The sequence below is a fragment of the Rhodohalobacter halophilus genome, assembly GCF_001715195.1.
GTDB classification, from domain to species: domain Bacteria; phylum Bacteroidota; class Rhodothermia; order Balneolales; family Balneolaceae; genus Rhodohalobacter; species Rhodohalobacter halophilus.
Map to the genome: position 1 here is coordinate 61,679 of NZ_MDWE01000042.1, position 19,109 is coordinate 80,787.

Annotated in this window: 19 protein-coding genes; 14 read left to right on the forward strand and 5 right to left on the reverse strand. The window is 44.9% G+C overall.

From position 1 onward, the window contains the following. The 7 genes from BG260_RS11410 to BG260_RS11440 all read left to right on the forward strand — a co-directional run bounded on the left by BG260_RS11410 (position 1) and on the right by BG260_RS11440 (position 8,024). Positions 1 to 1,194 carry an FtsW/RodA/SpoVE family cell cycle protein gene (locus BG260_RS11410; RefSeq protein WP_083750283.1) on the forward strand — a complete coding sequence of 398 codons (1,194 nt, stop codon included), beginning with the start codon at positions 1 to 3 and terminating at the stop codon, positions 1,192 to 1,194. After that, positions 1,194 to 2,354 (forward strand): undecaprenyldiphospho-muramoylpentapeptide beta-N-acetylglucosaminyltransferase, encoded by a 1,161-nt coding sequence (murG, locus tag BG260_RS11415; protein ID WP_083750284.1) that lies wholly within the window; start codon positions 1,194 to 1,196, stop codon positions 2,352 to 2,354. The genes BG260_RS11410 and murG overlap by 1 nt, the downstream gene beginning before the upstream one ends. After that, on the forward strand, positions 2,351 to 3,763 hold the full coding sequence (gene murC / locus BG260_RS11420; RefSeq protein ID WP_069132764.1) for a UDP-N-acetylmuramate--L-alanine ligase: 1,413 nt from the start codon (positions 2,351 to 2,353) through the stop codon (positions 3,761 to 3,763). Before murG ends, murC begins: the two co-directional genes overlap by 4 nt. Before the next feature lie 3 nt (positions 3,764 to 3,766). Then, complete coding sequence (locus tag BG260_RS11425; RefSeq protein ID WP_083750285.1) at positions 3,767 to 4,525, forward strand: cell division protein FtsQ/DivIB; 759 nt, start codon at positions 3,767 to 3,769, stop codon at positions 4,523 to 4,525. A gap of 48 nt (positions 4,526 to 4,573) precedes the next feature. After that, complete coding sequence (gene ftsA / locus BG260_RS11430) at positions 4,574 to 5,842, forward strand: cell division protein FtsA (RefSeq protein ID WP_069132766.1); 1,269 nt, start codon at positions 4,574 to 4,576, stop codon at positions 5,840 to 5,842. Positions 5,843 to 5,915: 73 nt separating this feature from the next. After that, entirely contained in the window at positions 5,916 to 7,250 is a 1,335-nt protein-coding gene (ftsZ, locus tag BG260_RS11435; protein WP_069132768.1) for a cell division protein FtsZ, read from the forward strand. A gap of 195 nt (positions 7,251 to 7,445) precedes the next feature. Next, positions 7,446 to 8,024, forward strand: a complete 579-nt coding sequence (locus BG260_RS11440) for a hypothetical protein (protein ID WP_069132770.1) — start codon at positions 7,446 to 7,448, stop codon at positions 8,022 to 8,024. Between the two features lie 8 nt (positions 8,025 to 8,032). On the opposite strand, the gene BG260_RS11445 is transcribed toward BG260_RS11440, so the two are convergent. Together BG260_RS11445 and BG260_RS11450 are read right to left on the reverse strand one after the other, a co-directional pair. Beyond that, entirely contained in the window at positions 8,033 to 8,770 is a 738-nt protein-coding gene (locus tag BG260_RS11445; RefSeq protein WP_069132772.1) for an SDR family NAD(P)-dependent oxidoreductase, read from the reverse strand. Positions 8,771 to 8,804: 34 nt separating this feature from the next. After that, entirely contained in the window at positions 8,805 to 9,245 is a 441-nt protein-coding gene (locus tag BG260_RS11450) for an RrF2 family transcriptional regulator (RefSeq protein ID WP_069132774.1), read from the reverse strand. Between the two features lie 276 nt (positions 9,246 to 9,521). Here BG260_RS11450 and BG260_RS11455 point away from each other — a divergent pair, with 276 nt between their 5' ends. The 3 genes from BG260_RS11455 to BG260_RS11465 are packed head-to-tail and all read left to right on the forward strand — an operon-like array spanning position 9,522 to position 11,781. Beyond that, positions 9,522 to 9,818: an SRPBCC family protein gene (locus tag BG260_RS11455; protein WP_069132776.1), complete on the forward strand. Its 297-nt coding sequence runs from the start codon at positions 9,522 to 9,524 to the stop codon at positions 9,816 to 9,818. Then, entirely contained in the window at positions 9,790 to 9,987 is a 198-nt protein-coding gene (locus tag BG260_RS11460) for an SRPBCC family protein (RefSeq protein ID WP_141691590.1), read from the forward strand. Before BG260_RS11455 ends, BG260_RS11460 begins: the two co-directional genes overlap by 29 nt. A 36-nt stretch (positions 9,988 to 10,023) precedes the next feature. Continuing rightward, entirely contained in the window at positions 10,024 to 11,781 is a 1,758-nt protein-coding gene (locus BG260_RS11465) for a DUF2207 domain-containing protein (protein ID WP_069132780.1), read from the forward strand. Between the two features lie 414 nt (positions 11,782 to 12,195). Here BG260_RS11465 and BG260_RS11470 read toward each other — a convergent pair whose 3' ends face one another. The 3 genes from BG260_RS11470 to BG260_RS11480 form a co-directional block, all read right to left on the reverse strand. Next, positions 12,196 to 12,555: a cupin domain-containing protein gene (locus BG260_RS11470; RefSeq protein ID WP_069132782.1), complete on the reverse strand. Its 360-nt coding sequence runs from the start codon at positions 12,553 to 12,555 to the stop codon at positions 12,196 to 12,198. A gap of 147 nt (positions 12,556 to 12,702) precedes the next feature. Next, complete coding sequence (locus BG260_RS11475) at positions 12,703 to 13,752, reverse strand: Atu2307/SP_0267 family LLM class monooxygenase (RefSeq protein WP_069132784.1); 1,050 nt, start codon at positions 13,750 to 13,752, stop codon at positions 12,703 to 12,705. 280 nt (positions 13,753 to 14,032) lie between these two features. Next, complete coding sequence (locus tag BG260_RS11480; RefSeq protein WP_069132786.1) at positions 14,033 to 14,341, reverse strand: hypothetical protein; 309 nt, start codon at positions 14,339 to 14,341, stop codon at positions 14,033 to 14,035. Between the two features lie 101 nt (positions 14,342 to 14,442). Between BG260_RS11480 and BG260_RS11485 the strand changes: the two genes are divergently transcribed. The 4 genes from BG260_RS11485 to BG260_RS11500 all read left to right on the forward strand — a co-directional run bounded on the left by BG260_RS11485 (position 14,443) and on the right by BG260_RS11500 (position 18,649). Further along, positions 14,443 to 15,402: a carbon-nitrogen hydrolase family protein gene (locus tag BG260_RS11485; protein WP_069132789.1), complete on the forward strand. Its 960-nt coding sequence runs from the start codon at positions 14,443 to 14,445 to the stop codon at positions 15,400 to 15,402. Positions 15,403 to 15,423: 21 nt separating this feature from the next. Beyond that, complete coding sequence (locus BG260_RS11490) at positions 15,424 to 16,617, forward strand: hypothetical protein (protein WP_069132791.1); 1,194 nt, start codon at positions 15,424 to 15,426, stop codon at positions 16,615 to 16,617. Between the two features lie 8 nt (positions 16,618 to 16,625). Further along, positions 16,626 to 17,705, forward strand: a complete 1,080-nt coding sequence (locus tag BG260_RS11495) for a M23 family metallopeptidase (protein ID WP_069132793.1) — start codon at positions 16,626 to 16,628, stop codon at positions 17,703 to 17,705. A 125-nt stretch (positions 17,706 to 17,830) separates the two neighbouring features. Then, positions 17,831 to 18,649, forward strand: a complete 819-nt coding sequence (locus BG260_RS11500; protein ID WP_083750287.1) for a lytic murein transglycosylase — start codon at positions 17,831 to 17,833, stop codon at positions 18,647 to 18,649. The last annotated feature ends 460 nt before the right edge of the window (positions 18,650 to 19,109 follow it).

Consider the following 19,109-nt stretch of genomic DNA (forward strand, 5'->3'; position numbering starts at 1 on the left):
TTGTACTATACAACACCAAATAGCAAAGTAGGATCCATCTTCAACACCACGCAGGAAGAGCTCGAAACTCCCGTTCAGGGAAGTGACCGGGTGATCCTAGTCTGTGTATTTATGTTGATGACTGTGGGCGCTATCGCCGTCTACTCCTCAATTGCCTATTTTGCGCAATCGCACGGTACCTCTGCGGCTACGCTGGTTTCGAGCCATATTGTTAAATTGGGGATTGCATTTATCGCCATGATTGTGGCTTCAAAGCTTAATTATCGAGTATTAGCACGATTTAGCCGCATTGCGGTCGTCTTCAGCTGGATTCTCTTAATCGCTGTTATGGTCTATGGCGATATGGTATTTGGCGCCCGCCGTTCGCTCTCAATTGCAGGATTTTCGTTCCAGCCTTCATCGTTTGCAGCAATGGCCCTCATTCTTCACGTAGCCGTTCTGCTCCACGAAAAACAGGAGTATATCAAAGATTTTAAACGGGCTTTTGTACCCATTTTGATCTGGGTAACCATCACCTGTTTCCTTATTGCACTCGAAGACTTTAGCAGTGCGGCACTTCTGATGGGAATTTCTATCTGCATGATGTTTGTAGGACGAATTAGTGCGGTACAGCTTTTCGGCTTAATTCTGATTGGAATTATTGGCGGTAGCACACTTGTCATGAGTTCACCGGAAAGAACAAGCCGTGTGACAAACTACATCACACAAGTAAAAGACATTAATAGCGAAAACCTTGAATCGAGCAGCGGGTACCAGGCACAGCAAGCCCATATTGCCATTGCCCGGGGCGGACTCATAGGTGTTGGTATTGGAAAAAGTACGCAGCGGGATTTTCTACCTGCACCCTACAACGATTTTATTTTTGCCATCATTGCTGAAGAGTACGGTATGATTGGCTCTGCGGCAGTTATGCTCATTTTTATTGTCATTCTATGGCGGGGAGTAGGAGTGATTGCACGCTTCGCTCCCGATTCGCTGGGCACCCTTCTTGCACTCGGTGCTACCTTAATGATTACGCTTTACGGATTTGTGAATGCAGCCGTGGCCACGGGATTGTTTCCGGTTACCGGACTGCCGATGCCGTTCATCAGCTATGGAGGTACCAGCATGCTATTTGCAGGCGTGATGGTTGGAATTTTACTCAATATTTCAAAGCACAACCTGAAAACGCAGAACAGATTTTATAACGGATAATGACCACGGTTCAAAAGAACATATCATCCACAGACACCCGTTCAGTTGCGGCAGAACCCATCAGGGTTCTGCTTGCAGCCGGCGGTACCGGTGGACACGTCTACCCGGCCATTGCCATTGCCGATGCCGTGCGTATGATTCAGCAGCAGGCAGACATTCTGTTTGTAGGCACACGAGACCGTATGGAGTGGCAAGCTGTTCCAAAGTCGGGTTATGATATTAAAAGCGTGTGGATCAGCGGATTTCACCGGAGGCTGACCCCTCAAAATCTACTGTTCCCTTTTAAACTCTTGACCAGCATTATCCAAAGTTACTCCATCATCCGATCATTCAAACCGGATATAATGGTTGCATGCGGAGGGTTTGCTGCAGGCCCGGTTGGCTGGGTTGCCGCAAAACTTGGAGTACCGATAGTTTTACAGGAACAGAATAGCTATCCCGGTGTTACAAACAGACTTTTGGCAAAACATGCCGTTACAATATTCACCGCATTTGAAGGTGCGAAACAGTACCTCCCCGCTGATAAAATCAAATTAAGCGGAAATCCGGTACGCGGTGAACTTACAACCTCAGACCGTCAAGATGCATTAACGTCGTTTGATTTTGATGAATCAGCCCCGGTGCTGTTGATTTTAGGAGGAAGCGGCGGAGCACTGGCTCTCAACAACATCATGAAGGAGAAACTGGATGAGCTTCATGATGGAGCCGGCTTGCAGATTATCTGGCAGTGTGGCAAACGCTACTTCTCCGATCTTAAAAAAGAGATTGATTCCGACGACTATCCCAACCTGCGGCTTATGGAGTACATTGATGATATGCCGGCCGCATACGGTGCTGCCGATCTGGTTGTAACCAGAGCCGGAGCCGGAACCTGCAGCGAATTAATGATACTGGGTCAGCCGGCAATTCTGGTGCCCTCCCCTAACGTTGCGGGAGATCATCAAGCTAAAAATGCCGCGTCCATGGTTGAAGCCGGTGCAGCTGTTCTACTACCGGAAATAGAGCTTGAAAAAAGGTTTACAACTGAGGTTACCGCTCTGATTAATGATAGCGGACAGTTGAAAAAGATGAGTGATGCCATGATCTCTCTGGCTAAACCACATGCAGCAAATACCATCGCAGAAGAAATTTTCAACATTGTTCAGAAACAGGAAGTATGAGTAAGAAGATTCAAACACAACCGGTTTTTGGTCGAACCAAACAGATCCACATGGTGGGGATTGGCGGCATCGGCATGAGTGGTATCGCAGAGATCCTGCTGCTTCGCGGATATGTTGTTACAGGTTCAGACAGTAACCTGAGTGACACCACCCAGCGTTTGGAAGAGCTGGGAGCTAAGATTTTCCAGGGGCACAGCGCTTCAAATATCGAAGGTGCAGATGTAGTGGTCTACACCAGTGCGATCAAAGCTGAAGAGAATGAAGAGACCAAAGCTGCTCTGTCTGCTCAAATTCCGGTTATTAAACGGTCTGAAATGCTCGCCGAACTGATGCGGATGAAGTATGGAATAGGTATTGCAGGAACGCACGGCAAAACCACTACCACCACCCTGGCCGGTCATGTGGTTCAGGATGGAAATTACGACCCGACGATTATTGTGGGTGGGCGCGTGCACAGTTTCGACAAAACCAATGCAGTAGTTGGTAAAGGGGATATTATCATTGTGGAAGCGGATGAGTTCGACAGAACATTTCTTCGTCTATCCCCTTCACTTGCGGTGATCACCAATATCGAAGCCGAGCATCTCGACATTTATGAAGACCTGGACGACGTAAAGGAGGCCTTTATTGAATTTGCCAACAAAGTACCGTTCTATGGAGCGGTAATCGTTTGCCTAGACGATCCAAACGTTCGAAGCATACTGCCTGAAATTGAACGCCGAACCATCACCTACGGATTTACTCCTCAGGCTGAGGTCCGGGCTGTAAGTATCGGGCAAAAAGGATTCAGAAGTACATTTACGGTTCTCTATCAGGATGAACCGATTGGAGAAATTGCGCTGATGGCGCCGGGCGATCATAACATCAAAAATGCATTGGCAGCCGTGGCTATTGGCCTGGAACTGGGAATGGAGTTTGAAGACATCAAAAAAGGGCTGGAGCGCTTCAAAGGTGTGTTCAGAAGATTTCAGCCAAAAATGGATCACGACAATATTTTGGTGATTGACGATTATGCGCACCACCCGACCGAAGTGCAGGCAACAATCAAAGCGGCACGGCGCGGATGGGAAGATCGACGAATTGTGGCTGTATTCCAGCCTCACCTCTACTCTCGCACTCAGGAGATGCACCAGGAATTCGGTCTCTCCTTCTTTGATGCGGAAGTGTTGGTCATCACTGATGTTTACCCATCCAGGGAAGCACCCATTGAGGGCGTTACCGGAAAACTCATCGCTGATGCAGCCAAGACTTATGGGCATAAAGATGTCCACTATGTTCGGGATAAAAGGGATCTCCCGGCCCGGCTGAAAAATATCGTACGTGACGGGGATATCATCATCACTATGGGTGCCGGTGATATTTATAAATACGGTGAACAGTTCACAGAATTAATCAAACAACAAGCGTAAACATTGAGTAAAACTTCATCACATAGCAACAAGTCGAACGGAAATAAGCGTCCGCTCACACTCATCGCCGGAATTGTGCTGATTGCAGGTCTTGCCGTGCTGGGCGGGGTTTATATGGAGCAGAATACCCGAATTGATGATGTCGTATTTAGCGGTCACTACTTTACTTCTGATGAGGAGCTCACTCAGTCCATTGAGGAAGTCACACCGATTGGTATGCTTGCTGACAGCATCGACTTCGGCCGGTTGATGCAAACCATAGAACAGCTTCCCTATGTTGAGAGCGTTGATCTGTCGATGGGTTTTCGCGGAAAGCTTCAAATGAATATCAAAGAGCGTAAGCCACTGGCACTGCTTATTGATGGAAACCGGAGAAGTTACATCTCGAAAGGCGGAGTAAAACTTCCGGTAATTCATGAAAAAACTGAAGATGTACCGCTGCTCTACGGGTTTGATGCAGCTGCACGACAGGATACATTAAACTCAGATGCATATAAAAAAGTGGAAGAGTTTTTAGTTGCTGCCCGGAACAATGAGTTTGGATGGATAACCCTCAGCGAGGTGGCATGGAATGATCGGGAAGGAGTGGTTGCCCTTACGGCTGAAAATGGTGTTAAGTTGTTGTTTGGCCATTCAAACTATGAAAGCTCCCTCAAGCACTGGCAGGCATTTTATCGGGAAGTTGTATCAACAAAAGGTATTGGATCCTTTAATCAAATAGACCTACGGTTCAGAAACCAGGTTGTGACCAAAGAGTTGTAATTCAAATAACACTGATTTAGCAATCAAACAAGACAAGACGGTAGACTTATGGAAATAGAAAACGATAATGAACGAATTGTAGTTGGCCTCGACATTGGCACGACGAAAGTTTGTGCAGTTGTGGCTTCCATCGATGAACGAGACCGCATCCACATTCTGGGTGTGGGTAAAGCTCCCAGTGAGGGGTTGAACCGCGGTGTGGTGGTAAATATCGATAAGACGGTTCAAGCTATTAAAACTGCTGTGGAGCAGGCTCAGCTCGCATCCGGTATTGAAGTCAATTCTGTGAATGTAGGAATTGCAGGCGATCATATCCGAAGTATCAGGAGTAAAGGTGTGATCACCATCAATAATAAAGACAAAGAGATTACAGTGCAGGATGTTGAGCGTCTCTTGGAAGACTGCCAGCGCATTATGCTGCCGCCCGATCAACAGATTCTGCATGTGATACCACAGGAGTTTGTGGTTGACGGACAGGATGGTATCAGCGACCCGGTAGGAATGAGCGGTATCCGTATGGAGGCCGAAGTTCACATTATTACCGGATTGGTTTCTGCAGCAAAAAATCTCTATCGATGTGTGGAACGTGCCGGTTTCCAGGTCGCAGACATCATTCTGGAGCCGTTAGCCAGTTCTTACGCCGTACTTGACGACGAAGAGAAAGAGGCCGGTGTTGTATTGGTTGACATTGGCGGCGGCACAACCGATTTAGCCGTTTTCCAGGACAACACAATCCGTCACACCGCTGTCATTGCCATTGCCGGCAAAAAGGTAACCGACGACATTAAAGTGGGATTGAGTGTACTTGACGACCAGGCCGAAAAGCTGAAACAGCAGCACGGTGAGTGTTTTGTTGACCTAATTGAAGATGATGAATCGATTACCATTCCGGGTATTGCCGGCAGACCACCAAAAGAGATTACAAAGAGTATTCTGGCCAAGATCATTCAGGCCCGAATGGAAGAAATTCTTGAGATCATCGCCATTGAGGTGAAACGAAGCGGATATGCTGATTCTCTCAGCGCCGGGATCGTACTCAGCGGTGGCGGAGCTTTGATCAAGAACATCTGCCCTCTCGCCAATGAGGTGTTGGGCATCGATGCAAAAATCGGGAAGCCGCTCGGCTTGTCAGGCGGACTCATCGAAGAGGTGAACAGCCCGATGTATGCAACCAGCGTGGGCTTAGTGCTTCACGCAATAAAATCCGGCGGACCGGAGAGCCAGGCTATCGTGCCATCGTCCACAAAAGGATCGAGTGTGGAACAGGTGATGAACAAAATCACAGAACGCATGAAGAGCTGGTTCAGAGAACTCTGATTCGCATCAAATCATAAATAATCAAATAGCAATCTACAGACAAACTATTAGCAATCATAAATAAGGAGTAACCATGGAATACAAAAACTCACGCTTTAGCTTCGACGAGAAAGGTCAGGATAATGCGAAAATAAAGGTCATCGGAGTCGGTGGCGGTGGCGGTAACGCCGTAAACAACATGATCCAGAAAGGATTGGATAGTGTTGAATACATTGCCCTGAATACCGATGCGCAGGCATTGAAGAACAATATGGCCGATATCACGGTTCAGGTTGGGTCTAATCTTACATCAGGTCTGGGAGCCGGTGCACGGCCCGAAATTGGTCGTGAAGCGGTTGAAGAGAATCGGCATGAAATTGATGAAGCCGTCGACTCTGCAGATATGGTATTTATTACTGCAGGCATGGGCGGTGGCACCGGTACAGGGGGTGCGCCTGTTGTAGCCGGAATTGCCAAACGAAAGGGAATTTTAACGGTTGGTGTGGTAACCACCCCCTTCCAGGTTGAAGGAAAAGTGCGTATGAAATACGCCCTGGAGGGAATTACCGAATTGAAGAAAAATTGCGATACAGTCATCGTTATTCCTAACGAACGTCTACTCGACATCTCGGATGAAAACACATCGTTGGTGGAAGCGTTTGAGCAGGCCAACCATGTTCTTTATAACGCAACCCGTGGTATTTCAGATCTGATCTTAATGCCAGGCCTGATCAACCTCGACTTTGCCGATGTTCGCACAACAATGATTGACGGTGGAGCCGCTATTATGGGCTCAGCTACCGCAAGCGGCCCCGACAGAGCAGAGATTGCCGCCCGGGAAGCGATCAACTCTCCCCTGCTTGATGGTGTGAGTATTCGCGGTGCCCGTAACGTACTTGTCAATATTTCAGCAGGCGCAAATCTTGGAATGCGCGAAACGACTACCGCAACCAGTATCATCCAGCAGGAGGCCGGAGACGATGCTGAAATTATACTCGGTACCGTTCTGGACGACTCCTTTGAAGATGAACTGAGAGTAACGGTTATTGCAACCGGCTTTGAATTGAGCGAAGATAAAACACAGGCACGTGTTGCTCCAAGCCGAAAGAATGAACCGGTTTCAAACACGAAGAGTGCTAAACTGCCAAAAGCAAGTGATATCGCCCGGCGGCACGACAGCACGTTTGAAGGGGACTTCTACAAAGGAGAAAAGAACCTCAAAAACCTCGACACTCCTGCCATCCACAGGCGAGAGGTAAAACATATGCGTTCTCAGGAAGATGTTCAGGCGGATGATGATATGCAGCACCGCGAATCAATTGAACGCAAGAAGGCGAGTAACGACAATACAACGCTGTCTGATCGAAATGAGCGAATTGACAAGCGCGATACAGATCAGCCCGCTTTCTTAAGAAAAATCATGGACTAATCCACCTCTTTCAATTGGATTTATGATTGCTTTAAAACCATAGATGGGCTTTCTCTGCCTATTCTATAGATTGCTAAATCAAAAAGGAGTTCCTTTGACCGGGGCTCCTTTTCTTTTTTTAATTACGGATCTTGCTACAAATCAACTATTTTCTTTCACAAAGAAAAAAAGGGTACGCTCAAAAAAGCTCAGTTTATGCTTAAATTGTTACTATTGGCATCTCTGATTGGCCTGACATCTTTCTTAACTGCTACTGAAACTGACACCAGTTTTGTTTCAGTTCAACAAGCTGTTACAAAATTTCAGTCAATCTATAGTTACTGTAAACCGGATGATGACCCCGAATTTTCGCTCACATACGAAGACGAGCGCTTTTACTATTACACCGGCTCAAAAGTAATCAGCGGGTTGATCTATCAATACAGTCCCAACGCTCCCATCACATTTGACAGCCGTACAAACCAGGCTTGTCAGTTTGAGCTCACTCAAGGATTTCAGGTAGACTTCAAACAGCTTAACGATGATTTCTCTATCGAAAATGCGTGGCGCAATGCGCCAAAATGTGATCCGGCTGACGGTAAACCTTATCTCTCCGGAATATACGCCCTCACCATAACCGGATTCAAAATCTCAAAATCGTACGTCGACAATTACGATCCTCAGAAAATCCGAAGCAGAATGGAGATGTCTCAGTTTGAGTTTTATGCAGACTACGATGATGTTGTGGAAGTGATTGCTCCGGCTGAAGTGAGATGTCCGATTGTATTGCGATAAATATGAGCTTAATGTTCATAAATCATTTTACGCGTCATCCCGCCATCCATCACAAGATTCTCTCCGTTAATGAAATCATTTTCTGGATCGGTTAAAAACAGACAGGCACGGGCAACATCTTCCGGTTTACCCACTCGTTTTGAGGGATGCTGCTCATGGTCAATATCGCGCAGTTGGTTGTAATCGCCGGTATGAATCCAGCCGGGACTGATACAGTTTACCGTAATGTTCTCTTTTGAGTGGGATACAGCCTGAGCGTGTGTAAGTGCCTGCAACCCTCCTTTTGATGCGGCATAAGCTTCTGAATTCTTCTCAGACATTATTGCACGAGTGGAAGCAATATTAACAACAGATCCTTTCTTCGTTTTCTTCATATGCGGTACTACTTCCCGGGTAAGCAGAAAACTGGCTCTCAAATTGGTATTCAAGATCTGATCCCACTTTTCAACCGACAGTTCATCCGGGCGAATAAACTCTGAAATACCTGCATTGTTGATTAATACATCTATAGTTGAATACCTCTTGAGCGTTTCCTTCACCAGGTTTTGAATCGACTTGGGGTCTGATACATCACATCGGATAAATTGTGCCTGTCTGCCCTCGCTCAGCAGTTCATCCTGCAGCAGAAATCCATTTTCTTCATCCACATCGGCAAGTACAACATTGAAGTAGTTGGAGGCAAAAACCTTGGCAATAGCTTTTCCGATTCCATTTGATGCACCTGTTACAATAACTGTAGGATTCATAACTACGCCAACTTTATAATGAAGGTTTATAAGATCATTTCGAAGTCAGGTTCACAAAACTTTCTCCTCTCTCAACATCTTCCGTTAGTTCAAGAAGCGTTTTATTTTCGAACAGTTCACGGATTTTATTGCGGACGGGCTTATAGTCATTATGTATCGGGCATGGGTGATTGTCATCACATTTTTTAAATCCGATGCCGCATTGGGTAAATACGTCTAATCCGTCAATAGCGTCAATAACTTCGATCAGAGTGAGTTCATCAGCAGGACGGCTCAAACTAAATCCGCCGGTTGGCCCCTTCATAGATCTTAGCAATCCATTTTTAACCAGCATCTGCAAGATTTTACTGAGAAAATGCTTCGGTATCTCCTGCTTTTCTGCAATCTGGCCTAAATCTATATTTTTATTATCCGATGAGTGCAGCGCAATATAAATCATGGCTTGCAACCCGTAGTGGCATGAAGTCGAAAACATCGTACACTAATTAGACGTTAGGTGTTGAATTGAATCCTTGGTTATACCCTTTAAAAGAGAGTCTGACAATTTTTAGACCTGAATATACAAAATTGATTGTCGAAATAATATCGCGCATTCTTAGTCACTGTTTTCTGTTTCATGTCCTGCAAAAAAAATATCTTTCCATTCTCAGTATATACTGAGAATCAACTACTTCCCCATATTCCATAATTGATAATAAATTGTACTTTTAATTACCTCTTCCACATAAATCAATACTTCAGGAGAACGAAGATGTTAACGAAACTGATCAAATTTCTAAAGATGGCCACCATCGTTTTGGGGCTTTTTGTAGCTTTCGTTCTGGTTGCAGCATTTGCAACAGACACCGAATATACCGTAGAGCGATCTATTGTAATTGACAAGTCAACTCCGGTGATTTTTGAACACATTCGGTACCTGAAAAATCAGGATGAGTTTAGCGTCTGGGGAACAATGGATCCGAATATGAAGCAAGAGTACAGGGGCACGGATGGTACCGTCGGAGCCGTCTCGGCCTGGAATGGATACGAAGATGTGGGAAAGGGGTGAACAGGAAATTGTCCGGATTGAAGAGAACAGACGGATCGATTTTGAACTTCGTTTTATTGAACCGTTTGACGTAATCGCTGATTTTCATATCACCGGTAATGAAACCACGAGAGGTTGGGGAGTAAAGTTCCCGGAAATACGCATAATAGATATAGAAGCCATCGAATAACCTATATCAATTGAAATGAACAGTATAATAAAGTACATGACAAAAATTCTCCTCTCTCTTCTCTTTATGATGGTGCCCCTGTATCAGGCACTGGCTCAGGATTACTCTATGCCTGAAATCAATGTTCAAGTAATTATTCAGGAAAATGGGACAGTTTCCATTGAAGAGAGCCGAACCTATAACTACCGAGGCACTTTCAGCTGGGCTGATTACCGCCTTCCTAAACGAGGATTCTCAGAAATACGGGATATCCGTGTATCAGAAGACGATGACTTTTACATCAACGAGAACAGCGAAGAAACCGGCACATTCTCCGTTTCGGAGTCGGATGATCTGATTGTGATTAAGTGGCACTACGATGCCTCGGACGAGATTCGAACGTTTACCATTCACTACGAACTTGAAAACGCAATTTCCATCGGTCCCGAATACAGCGAATTTTACTGGATCTTTATCGGTGATGGCAGGGATAAAGTCGTTGGGAGATCTGAAGTTTCAATTCAGCTGCCCGGTCAAACCTCGGCAGATTCACTCTATAGCTGGAACTACAGTTCTGCCAGCGATTCAGAACTGATTGAATCCGAATCGGGATTTACGCTCACCTCCGGGCGAGTCAACAGAAATCAGAATGTGGCTATCCGTGCGCTCTTCCCGACCAACCTGTTCCAATCCGATTTGATTGAGATCTCCGATCCAAACCTTGATCTCAGTCAAATTATTCAGGAGGAGGCCGAATATGATGAAATGCTTCAAAGGCAGGCGGAGCGGGATGCCTTTTTTGCTGAAATTGCCACTCCGGTGACGATCCTGCTCTCACTCCTCAGCTTTGGTATTTTCTTTTTCTGTTATCAGCGGTTTGGGAAGCGACACTCCACTGCAACGATATCCAATCGAGAAACCGTTGTACTGCCCGACCGCACTCCCCCGGCAATCATCGGAAGATTGATGAGCTCCCGCCATACAACAGGAAATCATCTTGTGGCTACCATTTTTGATCTGGCACGGCGTGGCTGGTTTAATATTGAGGAACAGGAGAAAGAAGCCTCATTCCTCTCTTCAGCAAAGAGTGAGTTCTATATCTCCGTTACCGACAATGAGCCTGACGAGGAACTCCCAAAATGGGAGCAGATGGTTTATTCATTTGTAAAATCACGCACTCATTTAGGAAGCACTTCGTTTGAGAAGCTATTCACCGGCAGCAGTTCAAAAGTGGCAAAATGGTTTCACAAGTGGAAAAAAGAGGTCAAACAGGTTTTTGATGAGAAAGGCTGGATTGATCAAAACAGCTATACAGGAGTGTATATCAATGTTGCCGGACAGATACTCATTGACATTGCGTCTATCATTTTGTTGATACTTGCCGGTCCGATTGCCATCATTTCATTAGTAATCGCGTTTATCTTTTCGGTGGCTTCCATTGCAATTATTCGACACACAAAAGAGGGTGAAGAGAAATTTCAGCGATGGAAAGCCTATCGGGACGGCTTGAAAAATGCGGATGAACGGACGATTCGAATGGAGCTGCTGGATGTCCATTTTGTCTACGCAACGGCACTACACCTTTCCAAAAAACAGCTCGACAACCTGATTCAATCCTCGTACGACACCAACACAGATCACCTGTTTCGCTGGATTAAAACCAATCGAGGCTCATCCCACTCTCCTGCAACGGCAGCGGCTGCTTTAGCAACACTCGCATCTACCAGCAGTTCGTCATTCAGCAGTGCCTCGGGCAGCAGCGGTGGAGCAAGCACGGGTTCGGCCGGAGGCGGTGCGACTGGAGGTGCAGGATAACGCTCAGACTGTAAGCAGGTAAAATTATTTAGCCACGGAAGCGCGGAATCGTTGTCAATGTTCAGTTAAATTCCGTGATTCTGTGGCTAACCGTCCGTCTCAAATGGAATACTCTGTTTTATTGATTAAAGGTCAAAAGATTCGGGTGAGTATCTCCCCTCCTTTTCTAACTTACCCCCCTGCCCCTCTCTATGTCGCAAATGAACTCCACAAATAGGGGAGTTCATTAAATCATTTATAGGACTATTTACCTTTATCTACTTATTGATAAACAGTAATTTAGCTAATGTATCCGGCAGTGTGTAGAATAAATAATCCTCTGAATCATAGAAGAAAAATTCAATGCATTTCCGTGATTCCGTGGCTACAATTTACCTTCTTGCAAAAGAAACGTTTTTGTAATCTCTCAGAAATCTATTCATCAAGCAGGGTAATGAAAACGGACTTTCTTCGGATGGGAGTCAAGTTCCGTGTTTTGTGGCCTTTCCCTGTGGTATCTTCTACGAGCAGAATCTCACCGGCCCCAAATTTTCGTTTTTCACCGAGAGAGGTTTCGATCTCAATTTCTCCATCCAACAAAATGATGTACTGACGCTGAGGAGCATTATGGAAATCGTAATCATAAGAAGGATCGACCTCCCTAAAGATTACTTCTTTAGCCGAAACGGCATCAGAGAGAGCACCGATATCTCCGGCATCATTGAGTGGGATTTCGGTTTCCTCAAATCGGCTGTCGCCGTTTTCGTCACTGTAGAGTCTTGTGATTTTAAACATCTTATCTACTGTACTTCGTTCTTAATTGATAGATTAACTATTCAAAAGAAATATCATTCTATTTCTCGCAGAGTTGCGCTGATTCTTCCGCAGAGATTCGCAGACTTTGAGCAATCAACTTAATGCCTCTTACGTTTTTCTTCTCTCCTAATCCTGATTTGCCGGTTCACGCTTTGCGATCTCCTCGCGTACGACCGGAGCCACCTCGGTTGCAAAAAGCTCGATCGATCGAAGCAGTTTCTCATGCGGCACGCTACCCACGCTCATCTGTAACAGAAAACGGTCGTGACCAAAAATCTTGTGCTGATAGAGAATTTTATCGATGATCTGCTGCGGATTGCCCACGGCATTTGCACCTCTTAATGTGCAGGACGCCTCAAACTGTTGCCGGCTCATTGGCGGCCAACCACGTTCGCGTCCGATTCGATCCATCGTAAGTTTAAACGCTGGAAACGCAATATCATAAGCCTCTTCAGTTGTATCGGCAATGAATCCGTGTGAATTAATGCTAACCGGAAGTCTTCCGTGTCCGTGTTCTTTGGCAGCTTGTTCATGAATCTGGGCCATCTGTTTGAACTGCTCCGGATATCCGCCAATGATCGCGATGGCCATCGGTATTCCCAGCTGACCCGCTCTGTAAGCTGATTTTGGTGTTCCGCCGACGGCTCTCCAAACAGGGATCTTGTCCTGGGCCGGTTGCGGATAAACTCCGCGATCGTCAATGGCGGGTCTGTACTTTCCGCTCCAAGTGATTTTTTCGCTATCACGCAGTTTCAGGAGCAGTTCCAACTTCTCCTCAAAAAGCGGTTCATAGTTGTTCAGTTCATATCCAAACAGCGGAAACGATTCGATAAACGAACCCCGTCCAACCATGATCTCTGCCCTTCCCTTCGAAATCAGGTCGATGGTGGAAAACTGTTGATAGACCCGGACCGGGTCTTCAGAGCCCAGCACAGTTACCGCGCTTGAAAGTTTAATCTGTTCAGTTCTGGCGGCAATTGCGGAGAGAATTGTAGAGGGTGATGACGAAACATACTCTTCACGATGATGTTCGCCAACGGCAAAGACATCAAGCCCGAGCTGATCGGCCAGCTCAGCCTCCTCCAGCAGGTTTTGCATACGCTGCTCATTGCTCAGTTTCCCATCCATCTTTGGATGAGGTGTGTTCTCTACAAAGGTATAAATACCAAATTCCATAAGTTAAAATGACTTGTTGTTTTTGTTTAATATTAAACAATTATTCTATCAACTTCCATTCCATTAAACTCACCCCTCCCTAACTCGCAAAAGCAATCATCATGGAAGGGACTCACAAACTGGTTTACCTTCAGTTTTAAATTTAAAGTAAAAACTCGTTTTGAAGTCATGCTCCCTCTCTTGCCTGCAGTAGTCTTGGCGAATGATGGAAGTGAGTTTACTATCACTTTTCCCAACTATTTTTCTTCAGATATTAAATCTTATCCCCACCGGTAAATCTTTATTTATTTTTGAACCGACCAACATTGGAAAAAAACACCCAAAACGAGATAAACAAAATCGTAAATAATCCCAACGAGACAGGTGAACCAAATGACAGATTAAACTCCGTAATACCTTCGATGACACCGGCTAACAATCCACTCGTAAAACCTGCAGAGATAATGGACACCCCAAAGCGAATCAACCGATCAATAAAATCAGTATCCGGATATTTTTCTGTGGAGAACTTTTCCCATATTGATGAGCCATCCGCTTCAGAACGGTCTTGATTCAAACTTGTACGCTTTTTTCTCTTCTCCGTTCTCATAATTCGTTTCTATTTCACAATTTTCAAATTCAGAGTAATTGTTTTTCCTTACATTAACAATAATGTACCGACCAATTTGCAGGTACGTATCTCTACTATGAATGATTCAAAATTCCAGGAAAATGCTGAAAGTTGCCCTCGCTCAAATGACACCTATTTGGCTAAACAAAGAGAAAACTCTGGAGAAAGTGATCGATCTTCTTCATCAAGCCGGTAAAAAGAACGCTGACCTTGTAGTATTTGGAGAGGGAGTTGTTCCGGGCTATCCCCATTGGATCGGATACACAAACGGCGCCGCATGGGATTCAACCGTTCAGAAGGAAATTCACGCACACTACATCAAAAATTCGATTCAGCTTGAGAAGGGAGATCTGAATGAAGTTTGCAAGGTTACTGAGACGTATAACATGGCTGTGTACCTGGGCATCATCGAGCGTGCGGGTGATCGCGGTAATCATAGCCTCTACTGCTCTTTGGTGTACATCAACCCAAACGGAGAAATCAAGTCTGTTCACAGGAAATTACAACCAACATATGAGGAGCGCCTGACCTGGTCGCCCGGTGATGGAAACGGTTTGTGCGTACATGAGCTGGAAGAGTTCACTGTGGGCGGATTGAACTGCTGGGAGAACTGGATGCCGCTCCCCCGCGCAACACTTTACGGACAGGGCGAAAATCTGCACGTGGCTGTCTGGCCCGGAAGCTACCGAAATACGCATGATATCACCCGGTTCATAGCCAAAGAGTCGCGTTCTTATGTGATCTCATGTTCTGCACTCATGACCAAAAATGATTTCCCAAAAAATACTCCCCATTACGATCTCATAATGGAAAATGTACCGGATGTACTCACCGACGGCGGTTCCTGTATATCAGATCCTCGCGGTGAGTGGGTTGTGGAGCCGGTGATGAACGAGGAAAAGCTCATCACTGCCGAACTCGACATAAACCGGGTTTACGAGGAACGACAAAACTTTGATCCCAGCGGACACTACTCCCGTCCGGATGTTACCAAGCTAACTGTGAACCGGGAACGGCAGAGTATTATTGATTTGAAATAGCCAACAACTAAACAAAATTTTATGAAAAAGTTTAGTTTACTAATCATCTTCCTGGTTTTCATACTCCCGGAGATTGCATTGACTCAGGAGTATCTGATTCCGGGAAACTCTCATGTTTATAATCACTCTTATGCAAATGCACTTCGGACCGTTTTCAGTGATGCATATAAACGGGATGTGAAGTTCAGTGTTCAAATTAGCAGTAAATATGGAATTGAAACCATGGCCGGATTAAAATCTGATTCTACCGGCAACTATCTGTTTCATTTGCAGCCTGAGGAGAGCATCTGGTATTCGAGCTGGATTGAGGTTCCCTGTGAAGATGCGCATTCTGTGGAAAGCCGTCCCAGAACAGGTGGTGAAAGAACGTGCAGCAGACAATCTTTTGAATCCGTGGATACGATTTCTGTAAAGAAACGAACGTTGAAAATTGAAGATTCACTTGCAAAAATTTTGCACGATGTTTGGTCAGAAATGATACTGGCTAGCAGATATTACGTTGACCGAAGGATCAGCACGGGAGGTGTAACCTACAATTTCGAATCTAAAGTTTTCGGGCCGGTTACCGGACATATTCAGAATCCTAATGAAGGTACTCTCCCGTATAAGTTGAGTCGAATTTCCACCAATATGATCCGTTCCGTTCGAAGTGAAAATCGTTCTGAGCAGGATTCTCTTTTAATGGAAATGAATAATCAGGCCCATACACTCATGGCTGATCTCCTGAAAAGCGGTGAGGAAATCCCACGGAGTTTTGTGAGCCATCGTTTTCTGTCTGCATGTACTTCAGACCTTAGCAAGCAGATTGAATTTGATTACTGCTGGCAAACGAATCTCACCCAAAATGACTTTCCAGATTTTATCACTGCAAAACGAAACGGTGATGATTTTGAATTCAACTTCTTGAGCTTTATCGATGAATCCAATTTCAAGAGTGTAAATTTCACACCTGCAGTAGCCCGTTATGAACGTGATCCTGATATATCAAACATTGCCTATTACAGACAGTACTACTATCCGATTGAACCTTGGGAAATTATCGACATCAAAAGTGGAACTTTTGGAGGAAAGCATCGAATATTCGGTCATATTGATGATAAGAGAATAGTCATCTCATTTCAAGGAATTTTAGAAGCTCTAAACACACGTGAAGCGCTGAACATCAAGGATAGCAGCCAGTGGTTTCCGGTCTCTGAATTGTTTAAGGATTATTAGCAGCATCAATGTCAAAAAAAATACTCTATGCTTTTCTATTCCTGATATTTCTGCCGGCCCTGAGCTTTGCCCAGGACTGGCGATTCTCAGCCGGATACACTATTCAAAATTTCGGAATGGAGATCACCCCAAACAGCGACTACTACGGTCAGATTGAACCTACCCGAAAGGGGCTTCTGGAAGTCGAACTGGAACGATATCTGCTCTACCGGCTCTATCTAAGCGGAACCGGATCTGTACTGGTCAATAATGCTGAAAGTGCATTTCACGGCGGGCCAATCAACTTTAACAGAACCACACTTGGTCTGAATCTTGGAGTACAGTGGAATAATTTTGGTGCGTACACAGGTATTCACGGTGGTTATACCTGGAATATCAACTTTAAAAGTTACTCCCCTGATGATTTTGATCCAAATCCCTACTGGATTGAAGAGGAAAACCAGGCAGAAATTTTCAGCGGCGGGTTTACTTTTGGTGCAAAATACTATCTGCTCAACAATTTCCGGATTCAGGCTGAAATCAAGACCCACTCTTTCACGGATCAAGGTTTTCGCCCCTCCAACAATTCAGACAATATCCCTGTTGCTTCAAAGATCGACTTCCGCCCGGTTACATTTTCTATTGGTTTTTCGGTGAGTATCCCATGGAATGATAAAAACCGATTAGAGAGGATCAATTCCTCCGGGCGGCCATCCACTTTAATGAGCGTCAGCGGATTGCAATTTGAATCACCAAAACCAAATGCACTCATCACATCTCCATTTGGCCCTCGCTGGGGACGACCGCATGAGGGCATAGACCTGGACGCAAACCGCGGCGATGACGTCCTGGCAGCAGCAGACGGTGTTATTGAGGAAACCAGTTCCACAGCCAGTTACGGACGAAAAATTGTAATTAGGCACGGCCGGGAATACACGACGGTATATGCGCATTTGAACCGAATTTTGGTAAAAGAGGGTGATCGCGTTAGAAGAGGTCAGGTTATTGGTCAGGCCGGCAATAGCGGAATTGTTACCGGGGTTCACCTTCATTTTGAGGTCAGGCGCGATGGGGAACCGGTGGATCCACAAAATTATATACGATTTTAACTTCCAATTCTGTTATCTGCATATGTGAATTGTAAAATCTGTTCAAACTTACAGATTTGCTTGATATCAGTTCCGGTTTTTGTATAATTAAGTAGAAACATCATCATCCCCATATCTTCAGCTCTATGATCAAAAAAGTTACTACCGCTTCTATTTTCTTATCAGCAATACTTGTTTTTGCATTTACTCTCAATCTAAACGGCCTTCACGGTCAATCCGGACCGGAATTCTCGTTCGTCTCGCATAGTATTGACCCTGAGCGAACAAAAAATCTGAAAGCCCTCGTGGATCAGATGGATCGTAAAGGTTACGATCTGAAAAGTTTACTGGAAGATTCCCGTTTTGAGCTCTATGAAGGAATCACACAACGGTTTACACGATCTGCAGAGCGAAAATCTCCTACTCTGGATGAGTATAAAGTCATTCTGGGATACGACGTCAAAAAAAGCAACATTCGAAATTTTATAGAATCAAACCGGGATCAACTCAATCGAGCTGAACAAGAGTATGGTATTCCAAAATATGTGATAGCAGCAATTATCGGTGTCGAATCCGATTTTGGCAAAAATACCGGCCGTTATAATCCACTGAACGCCTATGTATCGATGATCGCTGAAAACTACCGGTCCGAATTTGCAACTGCTCAGCTTGAAGAGCTTTTAAAATTTACCGCCGAGCGTGAAATGGATGTATTTGAGTTAAAATCGAGCTACGCCGGTGCAATGACTTATGCTCAATTCATCCCCTATTCTCTGAACAGATGGTGGGTTGGCAATGATTTAACAAGCATGGAGAATAATATTCTTTCGGTTGCAAATTACCTTGCTCATTTTAAGAAAATCACCGGAAGTGTAGAACGGGCGGTATACCGTTATAATCCCTCTCAATTGTATACCAACGCTGTTCTTTCACTCGCCTCAGATGCTGAAAAGATGTTTGAGTAATTTTTGTAAGGACTTGTTAATCTATTGATATCAGACCTGTCAGGTTTCCAAAACCTGACAGGTCTTTCCATTTGAAACTTCGAGTTTTTCTATCTGACAACTCTTACAGGTCCCCACCAAGTTTCAAAAACATCATATATCAGAAATAATTTCTTAATCAATTTTCTTCTTTTTAAGTGAACCGCCATTAGCGGATCCAATGAATTAGCCTCGACTGAAAGTCGGGGAAACAGCGTCAATATCCAATCAAGAACCCCGAACGGGGTTCAATACTGCTGCTTCGTGATAGCCTGAGTTCGATTGTTGAAAATTGAATGCAAAAGCCCGCCTAATTAAAGGGGGGATTTAGGTGGATATTTATCAGAATGTGTAAAAATTCGTTGGACATCCCTCTAAATATCGCTTCGCGTTCATAAAATGACCCCCTTTTTGGGGGGTTTCTTGCTTGGGTTATTTAAAA